The 2,763-nt window shown below is 31.6% G+C and carries 3 protein-coding genes; all 3 read right to left on the bottom strand.

Annotated features, from left to right (window positions below; translation table 11 throughout):
- Positions 1-744: hypothetical protein (locus FLEMA_RS77000; RefSeq protein ID WP_044173578.1), on the bottom strand; the 744-nt coding region annotated here is incomplete at its 3' end.
- A gap of 601 nt (positions 745-1,345) precedes the next feature.
- The gene (locus FLEMA_RS74120; RefSeq protein WP_262486538.1) at positions 1,346-2,248 is read right to left on the bottom strand and encodes a tyrosine-type recombinase/integrase; all 903 of its coding nucleotides are present in this window, start codon (positions 2,246-2,248) and stop codon (positions 1,346-1,348) included.
- Positions 2,245-2,553, bottom strand: coding sequence for an Arm DNA-binding domain-containing protein (locus tag FLEMA_RS76330; protein WP_052354263.1), 309 nt, complete (start codon positions 2,551-2,553; stop codon positions 2,245-2,247). The genes FLEMA_RS74120 and FLEMA_RS76330 overlap by 4 nt, the downstream gene beginning before the upstream one ends.
- Positions 2,554-2,763 lie beyond the last annotated feature (210 nt).

The following is a 2,763-nucleotide window of genomic DNA, read 5'->3' as shown; positions in this document are numbered from 1 at the left end:
AATCACGACTTTGTCTTTTTCAGATTTGAAGCGGTCTTTTATTTTCTCCCAAAAATCTTTCCCGACACCAGAAAACAAGCCACTTGCTAATCCTTTTCCTAAAAATCCTACAATCTCAGGTGCTTGATTTTGAAATTCTGTAATTACGTCAATCATAATATCCTTTATTTTATTTTTATCAATTTTACCTTCGACAAGAGCGTTATAAAATTGCCCTTTGAACCATTTATTTTTAATCAAAACTCGCTTGTAATGGTATAAAGATGCTTTCTGTTCAGCATAATGTTTGATGATTTCTTCCTCAGTTTTAACAACCTCTAAATCAAAAATAAACGTATATGGATTGTACTTTCCTTCAAATTCTATTGTTTTTGTGAAAGGGATAGGAAACCATCTCCATAATTTTTTCCTACGAAAAACAAGACCTGTTTCCTTCTCTGGTTTATCTTTAAAGAATTTTTCTTTAGTTGCTTTATGGCGTTCCTGTACATGGATAATTGATAATATTAAAGATTTATATCCTACTCCAAGTTTATAATTAATCTCTCCCGCTTTTAATATATTCGCAATAAATTGAGACCGAAAATAATTACAAGAAGCAATCATAATAATACAAAATTCGACATCTGAGGCTACTGTTAAATCTCTGGACTTAAAGTGTATACTTTTAGTAATAGACTTAAGCTCATTAGTTTTAGCTCTATGATACTTGGTGTAAAGTCTTAATAACTGTTTTTCGGTCATATACCCATATAATTATAGTATTAAATTACAAATTAAAACAGTTTAATTTAAGATTCAATGATAGAAAATCCTCTAGTTTATTTATCATTTACTAAAGTTTCAGCCAAATATAGTTTCTACTAAACATTGCTTTGAAGCCTTTTTCACATAATAGATGTGATAGGTACTTGTTCTAATTGATAGGACTTCAGTAAATGCACTCATTAACTCATTTATTTTCAATCAAATCATATTTGTTTTTTGCATATACTATCTTAGACTAAAGATAATCACATTAATGCTATTGTTCTAATATTTTGAAACTCTCAATTAAGAAATTATTGCTCAGTAAGAAAGCTTTTTCTTATATCTCTCATACTTTAAAAGCATAGTTACCAATTTCAAAAAAGTATTCCTATAAAATTAATAATCTGTTATATAAAATCTTATTCAAATGGAGAAATAAGTAACATAACTCATATATTCCATAAATAGTTACTTGTATCCTTCTAATATGTCTTAGCGAAACTTGCTTCGACTAGATTTTTAATCACAAGAATCATCATCAAAGGACTTCTTTTCTTACAGCCAATAAGTAAGCATAGTTTGTAATGAACTAACTCTACAATAAATTTAAAGTAGCCTCATACAGCTCATCATTTTCGAATGAATCGAGGTAAACCTTTGTCACCTTCTCTGATTCATGTCCCATCAGTTCGCTAATCTTACTAATTTCGACCCCACTTCTCTTCAAAACCGTTGCGAACGTGTGTCTCGCTACGTAGGTTGTTAAGTTAGCATCTATTCCTGCCATTTCTGCTAGCACTTTCAAATCTTGGTTTATCTGCTTTGTGACTTTCTTAATACGATTAGTAATTTGAGGAATTGTTTTATGTTTCGACTTATCAAGATACGGGAATATATAGTCTCCTAAGCTATATTTTTGATAGTATGCGAGTATTTCTTTAGCGGGTGGTAAGAGTTGTACCACTTGACGTTGGTGTGTTTTGTTTCGCTCGTATTCCATCAAACCATCTGGAGATATATTCGTCCACTCAAGCTCGATAATGTCACTTATGTTAATTCCAGAACAATAATAGCTAAAAAGAAAAGTGTTTTGAGAATCATAAAGTCTAGTTCCTTTTTCAACTTTAAGAGAAGCTATTTTGACAATATCCTCTTTTTTAATAGCTCTTTTCTGCGTTTTAGTGTTGAATTTAGAGATTTTGTAATCAACAAAAGGGTCTGCTTCCTTCTTGGCAAAATCTTCTACTACGGCTCTATTGTACAAGGCTCTCAAAGTACGAAAATGTACACTCATGGAAACCTCAGAAACACCTCTTTCCCTGAAATCTTGCTCAAACCTTCGCAAAAAAGAACCGTCCAATTCGGAAAAAGTGAAGTCTTTTTGATTTCTAAAACGCTCAAGTACTTTCTTTAAATTTTTATGAACGTTTGCATTGCCTACCTTATCCGCTTTCATCAGGTCAGTTATTACCTCATCGAGAAACTGAAGTACTGTTATACGTTTACTTGGTTTTTAAGTTTCTTGGTGAATTCTTCAGCAGTAAAACTTGCCTTTTCATCCTCTAACTGCATCAAAAGTCGTCTTGCATCTGTTTTTGTTCTTTCAATTTTAATAATCATTTCAGTCGCAAGAGGATGTTTTTTAGCTGGTAAATTTTTCTTATCATCCCACATTGCTTTGGAGCAACTCATACCCACAGAGATATATTTAGGTTTTCGGTCTTTAATCAATCGAACCATAATAGGATGTTCCCCGTTTTTTAATACTTTGGAGGTGTACAAAAGCACATCAATAGAAGCCATTTACAAATTTTGATTTATATGGTTTAAACATAGTTTAAACAAATGTAGCAAAAAAATACAATTAAATACAAATAACCAAAAGAATAAACGCATATAAACGTTTAAAAATCAGATATTTAAAAATATATCAATATAAATAAAAACAAACAATACATGCCTGTCACGCATGGGGTCGCGGGTTCGAGTCCCGTCCAGACCGCAAAAGCTCAG

The organism is Flectobacillus major DSM 103 (assembly GCF_000427405.1).
In the GTDB taxonomy this organism is placed as follows: domain Bacteria; phylum Bacteroidota; class Bacteroidia; order Cytophagales; family Spirosomataceae; genus Flectobacillus; species Flectobacillus major.
Note: the sequence above shows the minus strand (reverse complement) of the source record. Positions and strands in the feature narration are given on the sequence as shown.

What these genes read in the sequence shown, in the direction of transcription:
- FLEMA_RS76330 (WP_052354263.1), bottom strand. Translation starts at nt 2,553, where the DNA reads ATGGCTTCTATTGATGTGCTTTTGTACACCTCCAAAGTATTAAAAAAC.